We start from the raw sequence: 15,142 nt of genomic DNA on the forward strand, positions 1-15,142 counted from the left end.
GCTATTGTGTTAACTGATGTGAATTCAGCTACTTATGCTGCGTTGCTGGGCCTGGTCGGGCCGGACCCGGTCAACCAGCGCATCGGGTGGTCGGTGAAGTCTGCTCAGCGTTCATCTGGTACGGCAGTTCGAACTGGTGCTGTTGCGGGTTGGGAACCCTGTCGGTTGTAAGGATCAGTTCTCCGGTCGCTGAGTCGATAGTCCGCACTTCTACGACGTTCTTGTCCGGGGCGAACCGCACCACCCTCAGGCCGCCCGTGCCGTAATCCGAGAGCAGGGCGTGGACGCGGTTGCCGTAATCGGCGGTGCGGGTGTCGTGAAGGGCTTGGGTTCGCGACTGGTCGCCGCAAAAGATCAGGCCGACGTTGGCGTGTTTGCGGAATAGTTTGTCCCACATCTGCTCGGCGCTGTTGCCGTCGCGGTGGCGTTTGTGCCACTTCATCCAGCCCTTGGCGCCGGTGATGAACTCGTCGGGTTTGACGGGTTTGTCGATCGGGCCGAGAACCATGTGCGTGGTGATCAGGGCTTTGCGGTCGGCATGCTTCGTGAGCAGGTCGTCTGCCCATTCGAGCACTCGGTCCGGCGCGTTGCATTCGAGATGCAAAAAGATGAAGTCCATGCCGCCGGCGCTGAAGAGCTGGCAACTGTTGGCGTTGTTGCCGCAGAATCCAGGTTTGTCGCTGGGATAACAACCGGCGTACCAGGGGAATTCGGCGAAACTGTCGGCTGGGAAGTGCTTCTGGAACAGGCTGCTGTCGCCGGTTGCTCTCATGTCGTGGTTGCCGGGGCTGATGCCGAAGGGGACCTTTCCTCGCAGCGTGTCCATGTGGGTTTTGGCGACCTTCCACTGCTGGTCGCTGTCCACGTCGACGATGTCGCCGACGTGGGTGACGAAGACGATCTTCTGGGTTTCAAGGTTCCGGATGATCCAGCGGACGTGGTTTCTGAAGATGACGTTCTTGAGCCGCCGCCGGCCATTTGGGTCCGAGGCGGAGTCGTTTTGTTGGTAGGCTTGGGTGTCCGGGATGACCACGATGCTGAACGTTCCGTCCGGAGCGGGGCCGAGTTGTTCCGCCGCCGCCGCGGTCGCTGGGATGGCTGTCAGGGCGAAGAGGGCGGAGGCGATCCATACGATCGGGCTGTGGCGGTTCATGGGAGAATCCTCGAAAAGCAGCGCCGGTTCTTCCTGTCAGATTCTGAGGATAGGGTCTGATCCCGGCGATGGCAAGGGCTTGCAGCCGAACGCGGAATTGCGTCGGCTTGCGGTCAGCAGGCGGACGGATTGGCGTGGGAAGGCGGCAACGCGGGTTTTTTGGGCGGAACCAGCCGAAGGCGCGTTGGTATAATGATCCTCCACTCCGGTCGGCTGCACGGCGGCGCAGGGCCATGACGGGACCGGACGGGCTATTGGTTTGATGACGGTTGGAGCAGAGGATCACGGATGACGTTGCGGGCGGTGTTGTTGGGACTGCTGGGCGGGGCGGTCTTCTGCGGATTCACCTATTTCAACGACTCGGTGATGCTCCAGACGATGCTGATCGGCAACCACATGCCGGTTTCGGCCTATGGCGGGCTGCTGCTTTTTGTCCTGGCGGCCAATCCGGTGCTGTTCTGGCTTCACCGGCGGCTGGCGCTTTCGGGGCGCGAGCTGGCGGTGGTTCTGGCGTTGACGCTGGTCGCCTGCTGCATTCCGGGGTCGGGTCTGTTGCGGACGTTCACCACGAATTTGATGATGCCGCAGCACTACGCCCGCACGCAGCCGGGCTGGTCGGAGCAGGGGCTGCTGGAGATGTTGCCGGAGGTCATGCTGCCGGAGACGGCGGACGAGAAGGTGATCAATGGATTTGTAAGCGGGATGCGAAAGGGGACGCGGCACATCGGTCTGGACCAGGTGCCGTGGTCGGCTTGGCGGGATTCGCTGGGTTTCTGGCTGATTCTGATTCTGTCGTTGTGGGTGGGGCTGATCGGGCTGGCGTTGGTGGTTCATCGGCAGTGGTCGGACCACGAGCAGTTGCCATACCCGGTGGCCCGGTTCGCCGATTCGCTGCTGCCGGGTCAGGGGGGGATGTGGGGCGAGGTGTTGGGCAGTCGCCTGTTTTGGCTGGGGCTTTGCGCGGTGGCGGCGATTCACCTGTACAACTACGCTGCGTTCTGGTCTCCCGCCCACCTGGTTCCGATCCAGCTTCAGGTCGATATCCGTTCGCTGGCGGACCTGTTTCCGACGTTCAAGCTCGGTCTGGGCGGATTCGGCGGGCCTTATCTGGTCACGCCTCACCTGTATTTCATCGTGATCGGTTTTGCGTATCTGCTGGCGACGGACGTGTCGCTGTCGTTGGGGATCGGGCCGTACCTCTGGCCGTGGGTGTTGGGTTTGACCGCAGCGTCCGGCTATTCGCTGGCGGGCGGAGGGTATCTGTCGCTTCAGGCCGTGACGTTTCTGAATTTCGGCGCGTACGTGGGGCTGTTCCTGGTGCTGATCTACACCGGGCGGCACTACTACAGCCACGTATTCCGCCGGGCGCTGCTGCTGCCTTCGGCGCAGGCGGTCGAGTCGCACTCGGTGTGGGGCGCTCGGGTATTTCTGGCGTGCCTGGCGGCGTTCGTGACCATGCTGGCGGCGGCCGGCCTGGACTGGCCGCTTGCGTTTCTGTATGCGGCGGGCGCGGTGGTCATCTACCTGGTGATGGGCCGGATCATCGCGGAGACGGGGATGTTCTTCATCCAGGCGTATTGCTTTCCGTGCGTGATTCTCTGGGGCGTGTTCGGGGCTGTGGCGCTGGGGCCGCAGGCGCTGCTGATCCTGCTGGTCTTGACGGCGGTGCTGCTGGCCGATCCGCGGGAGACGCTGATGCCGTTTGCGATCAACTCGCTCAAGATCGTGGACCTTCGGCGGGTCAGCGTGGGTCGGACGGCCGGTTTGGCCGTCGTGGCGCTGGTGGTCGGGTTGGCGATCGCGGTTCCCACGACGCTGTACTTTCAGTATGACCGCGGGGCCAACATGGCCGACGCATGGGCAACCCGCGCGGACCAACTGCCCGGCATGCCGTACAAGGAAGTGCTCAACGTCAAGCATCGTTTGGCCGCTCAGGGCGTTCTCGAACGATCGGAAGCGGTTTCGGGCTGGTCGCGATTTGCGGAGATGGCGCCCGGCTGGCGGTACGTAGCCGTATTCGGCGTCGGGATGGCCCTGGTGCTGGTGATGACGGCCGGTCGGCTGCGGGTTGCCCGCTGGCCGCTGCACCCGGTGATGTTTCTGGTGTGGAACAGCTATGGCGCGTGCAACTTCGCGTTTTCGTTTTTGGTCGGATGGTTCATCAAGAGCGCGATCACCCGGTACGGCGGAGCGGCGGTCTACCAGAAGGTCAAGCCGCTGATGTTCGGGCTGATCGCCGGTGAACTGCTGGGCGGGTTCGTGCCGGTGATCATCGGGGCGATCTGCTACCTGGTGACGGGCGAACCGCCGAGGCGGTTTTTTGTCCTGCCGCTATAGGCGGTGTAAAACGGTGGTCGCGAGGCAAGACGGTAGTGTATGATGATACCGGTGACGGCAGGCATACGATTGGTTGGACACTGGCATCCAGGACGGCCTTCACGCAGACTGATGGCCGACGATCGGGCGGTGTGAATGACGTTATGGACATGGCGGCATATTCGGATTGAGCTTCCCGACGACTGGGAGATGCTCCAGTTTTCGCGGAAGACGGACGTGGGCCGGTGCGGCTTCGCCGACCGGTATCAGTTTCGGTTGGAGCTGAGCTGGCGCAAGGTGATCGGTCCGCCGGACTACAACCGGATGCTCTCGGATTACCAAGCCAAGCTGGAGCGCGAGCGGGGGATGGAGAACAGCCGGCGAATCGCCACTGCCGGCTGGCAGGGGCTCGAGGGACGGATCGGGTCGCAGATGACAAGCCGGTTTGGATGGTACGCACCGACCGAGTCGCTGCTGCTCGAGGCGGTCTTTGTCTGGCCGCAGGACCGCGACAAGGGACTGGAACGGTTGGTGCTCGCCAGCATCGGCGAAGAGCCGGTCCGATCAGACGGTCTACGGCCGTGGCGGGCGTTTGGGATGAACGTGCTGGCTTCGGACGATCTGAGCCTTCAGGATTGCCAGGTCGAACCGGGTCTGGCGAAGCTGGTCTTCGGCCGGCCGAATTCCGAGAAGTTCCGCGAGACCTTCGAGCGTATCGGCATGGTCTCGCACTGGCTGAATGGGACGGTGCGCGAGTGGCTGCTGGGCCGGCTTGAAGTCGAGGCGCGCGAGCCGCAGGCTGCTACGGACCGGATTGCCGATCACCAGATTGAAACGGTATTGGTGGATTCGACGAACCGTCGAGGCGGTCGAAGCTGGTTCGGCAGGGGGGGCTGCTACCGGACGGCGGCGTGGATTTGTCCGACCGACGGCCGTCTCTACCGGATTTCCGAGCGGCGGCCGACCGCCAGAACCTCCGACAATCTTCCCCTGGCCGGCGGCCGGCTCTGTTGCTGCAAAAGCTTGAGCGAGACTTATGGCTAAAAGAAAAGTAACGGCACAGGAACCGGACCAGTCGTGGCAAAAGATGCTGCTGGCCCGGCCGGTGCGGAACGCAGCGGCCAAGGTGTCGGCCTGCAGCGACGGCTGCCTGCGGATCGCGATTCCCAACCTTCGGCCGTGGTATCTGTTTCCGCCGATTTCCTGGATGGTCCGGCCCGCGGCGAGCAAGTCCCTGGTGCTCGAAGGGCTGGGGGCGGAAGTATGGGATTTGTGCGACGGCCGTCGGACGGTTGAGGAGGTGACCGATTGCTTCGCCGCCCGCCATAGCCTGTCTTTTCACGAATCCCGCGTTTCGATCACCGGATATTTGCGTCTTTTGGTGCAGCGCGGTGCGTTGGCGATGGTAGAAGAGGCTTGATGCGGTCAGCGACCGCTGCGGCGGTGAAGTCTGAGCAGTTGCAGTGATGTTTCGGTCCGGCCCCGTCAGAGGCAGCATGGCGGGCATTTAACCGGTTGCTCTCGAAGGAGTTGCGAGGTATGCTGGAGGGCCTGTCCGACCGTCGGACGAGGTGGATGGGCGACGCCGCAGGAGCGAAGGCCCCTGGTGCTCGGATAGGACACGCGACACCGACAGGAACCAGAACTTAATGAAGGTCATCGACATTCAGCAGCAGCCGACGATGGGGTTTTCTCGAACCCTTTCGATCACCATCATCGGGATTCGCTATCGGCTGTTTCGCTCGCTGGTGACGGTGGTGGTCATTGCGGTGGCGGTGGCCTTTCTGATGAATATCGTAGGGGAGAGTCTGATCCGTAAATCGGTGCTGGAGAACAGCGCCGATCGCCTGCGCGAACTGCGGCACGCGGCGGTCTGGGCTGCGCGGCTTTCGGTGCCGGGCACAGCCGAGGACATCATTTTGAATCTGGGCAAGGCCGAGCCGGATTCTCCACTCTACCAGGAATCGCAGGTCCTGGCCGGATTCGACCCCGGCGAGATGCAGGCAGTTCACGAGCAGGTTTGCCGGGCGGCGGAGTACCTGACGTTCTTCGGCGAGCTGGACTACGGCCGGAGACGCCGGATGGTCGCCGGCGCCGAGGGTTCGGATATCTTCAGAAGCCTCCGTGAGACCGGTCGGATGGAGCGGTTCGAGGACGCCCTGGCCGGCATGAAGTCGGTGCGGTTTCCGGGAACGATTGAGCAGTTCAGGGATTTCGTGGGTCAGTGGCCGGAGATCGAAGGCCGCGTTCAGCGGATTCGGGAGGGTCGTCGGCAGGCCATCCGGCAGGTGCGGGAGGTTCTGGATGGGCGTCCGGTGGTGGACGCGCTGACCGACGCGACGGGTCAGTTCGGCCAGGCGGTCCGGGCGGCGGGTTTTCGACTCGGTGAGGATGAGGCCGGCGCGGTGGCCCGCGAGGCGCGGCGGATGGTGGACGTTCGCATTCTCGAGGACAGCGTGAACAAACCGGCGATACGCAAGGCGCTGTCATCCCGGCTGGACGTGCTGCCGGCGGACGTGACGGTTCAGACGCTTTGGGATTTCGTGGGCAGCCGCGAGAACGCCGAGTGGTACCTGGCGAAGATGCGGGAGGGTGAACTGGACACGGCGGGCCTGACCGTCGAGCGGACAGTGGAACTGGCGGGCGTGGACGCTGAGTTCGCGAGCCTGGTGCGGGCTGAGCATCTGGGCGGCGACCTGAGCGGCGGATTTCTGGGCGTCGGCGAACGGATGACCTGGCTGATGCTGGTCTCGATGCTGGTCTGCGTGGTCGGCATCGCCAACGCCATGCTGATGTCGGTGACGGAACGGTTTCGGGAAATCGCGACGCTCAAGTGCCTCGGGGCGCTGGACGGTTCGATCATGCTGATGTTCGTGCTCGAGGCGGCCCTGTTGGGCGTGGTGGGCGGCGTGATGGGAGCGGTCGGCGGCGTGCTGATCGCTTTGGGCCGGATGATCGGCTCGTTCGGATCATTGATGTTCGGCGCGACTCCGGCGGGCGACCTGACGGCGGCGGCGATTGCAGCCACGGTGGTGGGCGTGGTGCTGGCGGCGGTCGCGGCGGTCTATCCTTCGTTCAAGGCGGCGCGGCTTGCGCCGATGGAGGCGATGCGCATCGAGTAGCGAAACGGATCCGGGGCCTCGGAGGGCTTCGGTCACCAAACCCAAGTGCGGTTGACGATGGCGAAGAAAAACAAAGCAACCAGGACATCGAGCGAAAAGGGCGGAACGGCGCAGGTCGCGACTGTGGCCCAGACCCAGCCGCAACCGGCGGCCAGGTCCGGCGGCGATGAGCGGCGGGTCATCATCCGGGCGATCGCGTTAAAGAAGTCCTATATGCAGAAGGAGGTCGAGACGCAGGCCCTGCGAGGGGTCAACGTCGAGATCTACACCGGCGAGTTCATCTCGGTGATGGGGCCGTCGGGTTCAGGCAAGAGCACGTTTTTCAACATGATCGGGGCTCTGGACAGCCCGACCAGCGGGCGGGTGTTCATCGACGAGGTGGACGTGGCGCAGTTGACGGCGGTGGAGCTGGCGTTTCTGCGCTGCCGCAAGATCGGCTACATCTTTCAGAGCTACAACCTGATTCAGTACATGACGGCGTTGGAGAATGTGACCACGCCGATGGCGTTCGCCGGAGTCGGTCCGGACGAGGCGCGGGTTCGCGGCATGTCGCTGCTGGAGATCGTGGGCCTCAAGGAGCGGTGGTTCCATCGCCCGATCGAGATGTCCGGCGGCCAGCAGCAGCGGGTGGCGATCGCCCGGTCGATGGCCAACAACCCGAGCATTCTGCTGTGCGACGAGCCGACGGCCAACCTGGACCTGCACACCGGGCGGGAGATTCTCACCATTCTTCAGCGGCTGAACCGCGAGCGGGGCGTGACCATCATTTGCGCGACCCATGACCACCGGATGCTGGACATCTGCGACCGGCTGATGTGGATTCGCGACGGGCAGATCGAGCGGATCGCCCGGCGCGACGAGGTCCACATCGAGGTCGGAGCGATCGACGACGAAGAGCACTAGAGACCATGCGGAAAACGACCAACACGAATGGGACCCTCTCGCGGAGCGCGGCGATTGCCGTTGCGATCGCGCTGTCTGTGATTCCGGTGGCGCGGGGGCGCGCGGATGTGGCGCAGTTTCAGAAGGATTGCGCCGAGCTGACCGCCTCGCCCCATCGGCTGACCGGAACCAAGGAGTACCGTCAGGCGGCGGAATACGTTCGTGGGCGGCTTGAGGGGATCGGGGCCGACGCGGTGGTGGTCCAGGAATTTCCCGCGGCCCAGACGCGAACCAACCGCTGCGAGATTCAGATCGCCGGCGGCGAGGACGGCGGGACGCGGCGGCTGGAGCTGTTCGCGATCCGCCCGAACGGGATCGTGCCGCCGGTGACTCCGGAGGGCGGGATCACGGGGCCGATCCTCCACGCCGGGACCGGGCGGCCCGAGCACTACGGAACCCGCAGCCCGCGCGGGTGCATCGTCGTGCTCGACTACAACAGCGGCCGGGAGTGGCTGCGGGCGTTTCGGTTGGGGGCCAAGGCGGTGATCTTCGTCCGCGAGGGCGACCTGCGGGCCTCGGAGTCGCACGTGCTGTCCGCCGACACCAACCTGCTGCGGTTCTACTATAACGGTTCGCGGCAGGACTTGCCCGAAGGGGCCAAGGCCACCATCCACAGCGAGGTGGTCTGGGAGCGGGTGGCCGGGCGCAATGTGTTCGGATTTTTCCGCGGGACCGACCCGCGGTTCGCGATGGGGGCTGATGAGGTGCTGGTGGCGGCGGCCAACCTGGACAGTTTTGGCGAGGCGCCGCAGATCAGTCCCGGCGCCCGCGGCGCGGCCAACTGCGCCGGGTTGCTCGCGTTCGCCGAGCACATCAAGACCAACCGCCCGAGGCGGCACGTGCTGGTCGCGTTTCTGGACGCCCAGGCCCGCGGGCACATGGGAAGCTGCGCGTTCTACCGGGCCTTGGACAAACGGCATGCGAAGGTGACCACCGAAGCCCGCCAAGGCTATCTGGATCGTGAGCGGAGTTTTCTGACCGCGATCGAAAAGGTGCTTGCCCAGGCCGAGCCCCTCCAGGCCGTTGCCCCGTCCGCGGTGCGTGGAGAACTGACCGAGCGGCTCGAGCGGAAGGCTGAGGAACACGCCTATGACCTGACCGACCGGCTGGCCGGGCTTCGCGAGCAGCGGCAGGCGCTTGAGAATGACTCGCCGAAGTACCAGGAAATCCAGGCCCGGATCGACGAGGCGGAGCAGCGCAAGGACGAGTGGAACGACGTGCGCCGGGCTCTTCTGGATACCAAGGCGCCGGTGGCTCAGAACCTTCGCGATGAATTCGACCAGGTCTTCGACGAGGTCCGCGAGGACATCCGCATTCGGATGGTCCAACTCGACTTCGACGAGGGGGGTCTTGACGCCGACGTCCGGCTCAATGAGTTGATCGGCGACGACTGGATCTGCCTGCACACCTCGTTCCTGTTCGGCGACGCGACGGCCCGCTGGGGATTGCTGATCGGAGGCGACTCGTACTTCCATTCGGACAAGGATAACCCGGGCCTTTACAGCAGCGTTCAGCGGGACTTCCTGGCGGCCTGCGACGGCCTCAAGGCGGGCGGACGTGAGATTGGAAGTTTCGAGCGGGCCTCGGCCGACGGGATGCTGAGCGCTCCGCGGCTGCTGTTGACCGCGCCCTTTCTGATCCACAGCGGGGAGATCGCCGGGCGGATGGGCATCTACAACCTGGCCCTGGGTACGGTCCAGGAGGACCTGTCGCGCGAGGGCACTCCGGACGACACGCTGGACCGGCTTGACCTGGCGCGGATGGCGAGCCAGATCGGGGAGGCTTCGGAACTGCTGGGGGCGGTGGCCAGCGAGGAGGGGCTCTCGCAGCACAGATCGGTGGCGCAGGAACGGGGATACATCTGGCCGCAATTCAGCGGCAACCGCGCCGAAGGGGCGATGGCAATGGGCAAGCCTCCGGGCAGCTCGATGCCGACCAAGCCGATGACCGGGGCGGTGGTCAAGCTGCCGCCTCAGCCGGGCGCCCGCTACATGTACCAACCCTGCAAATCGTACGGTTTTGACAACTTTCAGGTGATGCTGACCGACCAGAACGGCTGCTACGCCTTCGGTCCGATCATCGACCTGGCGCTGCTACCCAGCGGTATGGCCCTCATGTTCGATTCGCGCGGGCTTCCCACGTACGCCAGCACACAGGAGTCGGCCATCGAGGCTCAGACGCGGCTGGAAATGTTCCCCTGCCGGTGGGGCCGGGTGCTGTTGCCGCCGCTGCTGGAGATCCTGGAGGCCAAGCCGCTGGACGGCATGGGTAACAGCCTGCTCGATCCGTCCAAGTCCTTTTTCGCCACCTCCGACGGCGTGGTGTTCTGGTACTGCGAGGACAAGGTCAGATCGGTCAAGGTGTTCGGCGAGCGGTCGCAGGCCCTGTTCGTCAACGGTCCCGAGTCGCTGGAGGGGAACTACCGGGACCTGATCAAGGACGATCAGTACCTTGGCGACGGACTGCCCACCGACGACCCGTGGATGACGGTGGACGCGAGCCGGCGGTTTAGTTCGGACCTCTGGCGGCTCAACGAGGCGCGTCTGGCGGTGCTGCGGTCGCGGGACATCATGAACAGTTCGATCGAGGAGTTGCACGGCCGCTCGGAAGACCTGATGACGGCGGCCGAGGGGACCGAGCCGATCGAGGTCGGCGAGGCCCTGGCCGCCTCGTGCGGCATGGCTGAGCTGCCGGTTTACGTCGATACGCGCAAGACGCTGGACGACCTGGTGCGGGCGGTGCTGGTGCTGCTGGCCCTGTCGGTGCCGTTCGCGTTCGCGTTGGAGCGGCTGCTGATCGGCTCGACCAACGTTTACCGGCAGATCCTGTGGTTCGTCTTCATCTTCACCTTGACGTTCCTGGTGCTGTTCTTCACGCACCCGGCGTTCGCGGTGTCCAAGACCCCGATCATCATCTTCCTGGGTTTCGCGGTGGTGGTGCTTTCGTCGCTGGTGATCTTCATCATCATGCGCAAGTTCGAGGTGGAGCTGAAGGTGCTTCAGGGTTTGACCTCGACGGTGCACGCGGCCGACGTTTCGCGGTTCGGCACGATCATGGCGGCGATGGCGATGGGCATTTCGACCATGCGTCGGCGTCCGCTGCGGACGGCGCTGACCGCGGTGACGATTATCCTGCTGACCTTCACGATCCTGTGCTTTGCCTCGTTCGGAACGGAGAAGGGGATCATCACGCTGTTCGTGATGCCCACGCCGGGCTATTCGGGCGCGTTCATGCACCACGTGAACTGGCGCGAGATGAACCCGGAGGTCCAGGACGTGCTGATGGGGCGGTGGGGCAAGAGCGCCACCGTGTGTCGGCGCTATTGGCTTTCTCCGGAGGCTGAGAACCAGGTGACCGGGCCGCTGGTCTCGCGCGAGGACGGGACCGAGGTGGTGGCGTTGCGGGGCGTGTTGGGGCTTGACGATCGCGAGTTGGCGCACCGCGAGGATTTGACCGAGCTGCTGGGCGTCCAGGAGATGGGCGAGCGGGTCTGGATGACGCAGGCGGTGGCCGAGCGGCTGAAGGTCGCGCCGGGCGATCACGTTCTGATCGGCGGACAGCGGCTGGAGGTGGGCAAGCTGCTGGACCCGGTCAAGGTGTCGATCACCCGCGACATGGACGACAGCGATATTCTGCCCGTCGACCTGGTGGAGCTCAAGAGCACCACCACGGAGGATATGGACGAGATGGTCAAGGAAGACCCGCTGATCATCCAGTACCGCCAGAACTGGTCCACGCTGCCGATCGACTCAGTGGTGATTACGGGGAACGCAGCGGCGATGCGGATGGGGGCGTCGCTGCGGGCGATTTCGCTGTACACCGCGAACCCGAAGGCGGCGATCGAGGCGGCTGAGGACCTGGCGCGGATCATGCCGATCCCGGTCAGCGCCACCCGGCAGGACGGGGTCTATCGGCACCTGCTGGGTCCGGTGGTCGAGGCGAGCGGGGCCAAGGACCTGCTGTTCCCGATCCTGCTGGGCGGTCTGGTGATCTTCGGGACGATGCTGGGATCGGTCGCCGACCGCGAGAAGGAAATCTACACTTTCAGCGCCCTGGGTCTGGCGCCGCCGCACGTGGCGGGCCTGTTCTTTGCCGAGGCGATGGTCTATTCGGTGATCGGCGGGCTTGGCGGGTACATGCTGGCCCAGGGGTCGCTCAAGATTCTCTCGGTGCTGGCCGGCTATGGTCTGGTCCGCGTGCCGGAGATGAACTACTCGTCGACCAACGCGGTGGTGACCATCCTGATCGTAATGTGCACGGTGCTGATCTCGGCGATCTACCCGGCGATCAAGGCGTCTCGCAGCGCCAACCCGGGCATCCTGCGTTCGTGGCGGCTGCCGAGCCCGGACGGCGACGTCTTTGACATTGTGTTTCCGTTCACCGTGTCGGAATACGACATTACCGGCGTGGTCAGCTTCCTCAAAGAACACTTCGACAACTACAGCGACACCGGGCTGGGCGTATTCATGGCGCGGGGCACCGCACTGGTGCGCCGCAACGGCAGCCTGGGTTTGAGCAGCGAGGTGGCGCTGGCTCCGTTCGACCTGGGAGTCACCCAGCGGTTCGAGCTGTCCAGTGCGCCCAGCGAGATTCAGGGGATCGACGAGGTCAAGATCCGGCTCGTCCGCAAGTCGGGCCAGCCGAAGGACTGGCGGCGGCTCAACAAGGTGCTGCTCGACGACCTGCGCAAGCAGTTCCTGATCTGGCGGTCGCTGCCTCACGAGACGATGGAGATGTACCGCCACCGGGTGCTGGCGGAGTTGGGAACAAGCGGCGGCGCGGCGAGGAGTTGACGGCGCGATTGCAGTGAGGCCTTCAGGCAATGGCAAAGGAACGCATCGATAGGGAACTGGAAGAGTTTCGCGGGGTCATGCAGGCCCCGTCCACCTTCGAGGACGGCTTTAACTGGTCGTCGTTCCTCGGCGCGTTGTTCATCGGGTTCCTGATGGTGCCCGGTGCGATGTACATGGCCCTGCTGGCCGGGCAGGGGATCGGGCCGGCCGCCCAGTGGGTGACGGTGATCCTGTTCATCGAGGTCGCGCGTCGGGCCCACCGGCAGCTCAAAGGGGCTGAGGTGTTCGTGCTGTTCTTCATGGCCGGGGCGATGATGCTCAGCGTGGGCATGGGCGGCCAGATTCAGGGTCTCTTGTGGAATCAGTTCTACGTTCGCAGCGACTCGGCGATCAACATGGGCATCGCTGAATTGCTGCCCACCTGGTTCGCTCCCGCAGCGGATTCGCCGTCATACGCGTCGCGGACGTTTTTCCACTGGGACTGGCTGCCCGCGATCGGATTGTTGATTTTCGGGGCGTTTTTCGGGCAGCTTAACAACATGGTGCTGGGTTACGGGTTGTTCCGGCTGACCAGCGACATTGAAAAGCTGCCGTTCCCGATGGCCCCGATCGGGGCCCAGGGCATTCTGGCCCTGGCTGAGGACATTGACGAGAAGGCTGAGAAGGGATCCGAGGGCAACTGGCGATGGCGGGTGTTCGCGATCGGTGGGGCGTTGGGGTTGGCGTTCGGCGCGGTCTACCTGCTGCTTCCGACGCTGACCGGCGCGCTGACCGGCGAGCCGATCATGATCTTCCCGATCCCGTGGAGCGATTTTACGACCAAGACGGCCGACTGGCTGCCCGCGGTGGCGACCGGCATGAGCTGGGACTTCGGCCAGCTCATCACCGGCATGGTGCTGCCGTTCTTCGGGATGCTCGGCAGCTTCATCGCCCTGGTGGCGACGTTCGTGGTCAACCCGATCCTGCACCACCCGGACATCCGGATTCTCCACTCGTGGACGCGGGACCAAGGGACGATCGAGACGCTGTTCGTCAACAACGTGGACTTCTACTTCAGCTTCGGGATCGGCATTTCCATCGCGATCGCGGGGGCCGGTTTCTGGGAAGTCTACAAAGGGATCAAGCGACGCCGTCGCGAGGCCCGGGAACAGGGCGTCTCGGTCCGACAAGCCTCCGCCGTGCCGAAGGGCCGCGGCGACATCAAGGGGTGGCTGATCGTCGCGTCATACATCATCGTGACCATGGCGTACATCATCGTCTCGGGCTTCCTGATCGACTGGCATCCGTGGGTGATGGTGGTGCTGTTCTTCCTCGGTTTCGTCTACACGCCGCTGATCAGCTACGTGACCGCCCGTCTTGAGGGCATGGTCGGGCAGGTGGTCGAAATTCCGATGATCCGCGAGGCCAGCCTGATTCTCAGCGGGTACCAGGGCGTGGCGGTATGGTTCATACCGATTCCGATGGCCAACTACGGGTCGATGACGGTCTTCTACCGCCAGTGCGAGTTGACCGGGACCAAGTTCACCAGCATCTGGAAGGCCCAGATCATCCTCTACCCGATCATCCTGCTGACCTCGATCTTCTTCGCCAACTTCATCTGGGGTCTGGCTGAGGTGCCTTCGGCGGTGTATCCCTTCGCCCAGGAATGGTGGGAACTCGACGCCGCCAATCGCAGCATCATGTACTCCTCGACGCTGGGCGATTTCTCGATCTTCGAGGAGGCGTTCAAGGGTTGGTACGTGGCGGCCGGGGCGGGATTTGGCTTGAGTCTCTTCGCCGTGATGACGTTCTTCGGAACGCCGGTGTTCTTCATCTACGGCTTTATCCGCGGCCTGGGCCAGGCGATGCCGCACGCCATCATTCCGCAGTTCATCGGGGCGTTGATCGGACGCTACTATTTCCAGCGGAAGCTGGGACTCAAGTGGCGGCAGTACATCCCGGTGGTGGCGGCGGGTTTCTTCTGCGGGCAGGGGCTGATCACCACCGTCGGCGTGGGCATCACGTTCCTCAGCAAGGCCGTCATTCAAATGCCGTTCTAGACGGATAGCGTAATGAGCGACGAAAATCTGATCGAAATCCGGAACCTGAACAAGACCTTCAACCTCGGCAAGATCGTGGTCCGAGCCCTGAAGGACGTGAGCCTCGACATCTTTCGCGGCGAGTACCTCTCGATCATGGGGCCTTCCGGTTCCGGCAAGAGCACGCTGTTCAACATGATCGGGGCCCTGGATCGTCCCAGCAGCGGACAGGTTACGGTGGCTGGGGTGGACCTGACCAAGCTCACCAGCCGGCAACTGGCTTACTTCCGCGGCAACCACATCGGCTACATCTTCCAGACGTTCAACCTGATCCCCGCCTATAACGCCATCGACAACGTGGCGCTGCCCATGATCTTCAGCGGCAGGAGTTATGACGAGGCGGTCGAGCGGGCCAAGGAGGTCCTGGCCCAGGTGGGCCTCGGCCATCGCGTCACCCACCGGCCGGACGAGCTGTCGGGCGGCCAGCAGCAGCGGGTGGCCATCGCCCGGGCCCTGGCCAATCAGCCGGCCATCATCCTCGCCGACGAGCCCACCGGCAACCTCGACCTGCACACCGGCGAGGAGATCATCGGCCTGCTCAAGCAGCTCAGCCGCGAGACCGGCGTGACCGTCATCACCGCCACGCACGACCATAAGATGCTCGACATCTCCGATCGCATCCTCTGGATCAAGGACGGAGCGATCGACCGCCTCGAACGCCGCGAAGATGTCAACATCCGCCTCGGCACGGTGAAATGACGCCCGCGTAGCCGGCTCAGCCTGTCCGGCGCAGAGAGA

9 protein-coding genes are annotated in these 15,142 nt (G+C 64.1%); 8 read left to right on the top strand and 1 reads right to left on the bottom strand.

The annotated features are described in order from the left end of the window. Window positions 1–70: 70 nt before the first annotated feature. Complete coding sequence (locus tag GXY33_09070; protein ID NLX05281.1) at window positions 71–1,153, bottom strand: serine/threonine protein phosphatase; 1,083 nt, start codon at window positions 1,151–1,153, stop codon at window positions 71–73. 288 nt (window positions 1,154–1,441) lie between these two features. Here GXY33_09070 and GXY33_09075 point away from each other — a divergent pair, with 288 nt between their 5' ends. From GXY33_09075 to GXY33_09110, 8 genes are all read left to right on the top strand, one after another. Next, window positions 1,442–3,490 carry a hypothetical protein gene (locus GXY33_09075; protein NLX05282.1) on the top strand — a complete coding sequence of 683 codons (2,049 nt, stop codon included), beginning with the start codon at window positions 1,442–1,444 and terminating at the stop codon, window positions 3,488–3,490. 135 nt (window positions 3,491–3,625) lie between these two features. After that, window positions 3,626–4,513 carry a hypothetical protein gene (locus GXY33_09080; protein NLX05283.1) on the top strand — a complete coding sequence of 296 codons (888 nt, stop codon included), beginning with the start codon at window positions 3,626–3,628 and terminating at the stop codon, window positions 4,511–4,513. Further along, the gene (locus GXY33_09085) at window positions 4,506–4,889 is read left to right on the top strand and encodes a PqqD family protein (protein ID NLX05284.1); all 384 of its coding nucleotides are present in this window, start codon (window positions 4,506–4,508) and stop codon (window positions 4,887–4,889) included. The genes GXY33_09080 and GXY33_09085 overlap by 8 nt, the downstream gene beginning before the upstream one ends. A gap of 229 nt (window positions 4,890–5,118) precedes the next feature. Continuing rightward, complete coding sequence (locus GXY33_09090; GenBank protein NLX05285.1) at window positions 5,119–6,591, top strand: ABC transporter permease; 1,473 nt, start codon at window positions 5,119–5,121, stop codon at window positions 6,589–6,591. Between the two features lie 213 nt (window positions 6,592–6,804). After that, window positions 6,805–7,494 (top strand): ABC transporter ATP-binding protein, encoded by a 690-nt coding sequence (locus GXY33_09095; GenBank protein NLX05286.1) that lies wholly within the window; start codon window positions 6,805–6,807, stop codon window positions 7,492–7,494. Between the two features lie 107 nt (window positions 7,495–7,601). Then, entirely contained in the window at window positions 7,602–12,326 is a 4,725-nt protein-coding gene (locus tag GXY33_09100) for a hypothetical protein (protein NLX05287.1), read from the top strand. Window positions 12,327–12,355: 29 nt separating this feature from the next. Next, window positions 12,356–14,365, top strand: coding sequence for a peptide transporter (locus GXY33_09105; GenBank protein NLX05288.1), 2,010 nt, complete (start codon window positions 12,356–12,358; stop codon window positions 14,363–14,365). Between the two features lie 12 nt (window positions 14,366–14,377). Further along, a complete protein-coding gene (locus tag GXY33_09110) occupies window positions 14,378–15,103 on the top strand; it encodes an ABC transporter ATP-binding protein (GenBank protein ID NLX05289.1) in 726 nt (241 codons plus the stop codon). The last annotated feature ends 39 nt before the right edge of the window (window positions 15,104–15,142 follow it).

This window comes from Phycisphaerae bacterium (assembly GCA_012729815.1).
GTDB lineage: Bacteria > Planctomycetota > Phycisphaerae > JAAYCJ01 > JAAYCJ01 > JAAYCJ01.

Excerpts from the sequence above, each read along its gene's own strand:
- GXY33_09070 (NLX05281.1), bottom strand. The coding sequence starts at position 1,153 with ATGAACCGCCACAGCCCGATCGTATGGATCGCCTCCGCCCTCTTCGCC.
- GXY33_09075 (NLX05282.1), top strand. The coding sequence starts at position 1,442 with ATGACGTTGCGGGCGGTGTTGTTGGGACTGCTGGGCGGGGCGGTCTTC.
- GXY33_09080 (NLX05283.1), top strand. The coding sequence starts at position 3,626 with ATGACGTTATGGACATGGCGGCATATTCGGATTGAGCTTCCCGACGAC.
- GXY33_09085 (NLX05284.1), top strand. The coding sequence starts at position 4,506 with ATGGCTAAAAGAAAAGTAACGGCACAGGAACCGGACCAGTCGTGGCAA.
- GXY33_09090 (NLX05285.1), top strand. The coding sequence starts at position 5,119 with ATGAAGGTCATCGACATTCAGCAGCAGCCGACGATGGGGTTTTCTCGA.
- GXY33_09095 (NLX05286.1), top strand. The coding sequence starts at position 6,805 with ATGCAGAAGGAGGTCGAGACGCAGGCCCTGCGAGGGGTCAACGTCGAG.
- GXY33_09105 (NLX05288.1), top strand. The coding sequence starts at position 12,356 with ATGGCAAAGGAACGCATCGATAGGGAACTGGAAGAGTTTCGCGGGGTC.
- GXY33_09110 (NLX05289.1), top strand. The coding sequence starts at position 14,378 with ATGAGCGACGAAAATCTGATCGAAATCCGGAACCTGAACAAGACCTTC.